Raw genomic sequence first — 267 nt, forward strand, 5'->3', positions numbered from 1 at the left:
GTCGCCGGGCTCTGGCGCGACGCCGTTCGCCTGTACGACACGAAGACGTGGGAGCTGGTGCTCGAGCTCCCATCCGGGCAACGGGGGCGGGAACTGCAGTCCGTGGGCTTCAGTCCCGACGGAATGTTGCTCGTCGCCGCCGACTCCAGGAGTGTCCGCATCTGGCGTGTGCCGGACGGGGCGCCGGCCAAGGAGCACGGCATGGTCCTCCAACTGGCGTGCTTCGATCCCTCCGGCAGCCGCTTGGTGGGCGTTCGAGACGATCGC

Annotated in this window: 1 protein-coding gene; it reads left to right on the plus strand. The window is 69.3% G+C overall.

The window, feature by feature from the left end; genetic code table 11:
* On the plus strand, positions 1-267 hold a 267-nt coding region (locus PZC42_RS21520), incomplete at both ends, for a WD40 repeat domain-containing protein (protein ID WP_277214210.1).

This window comes from Isoptericola croceus (assembly GCF_029382255.1).
Lineage (GTDB): Bacteria > Actinomycetota > Actinomycetes > Actinomycetales > Cellulomonadaceae > Isoptericola > Isoptericola croceus.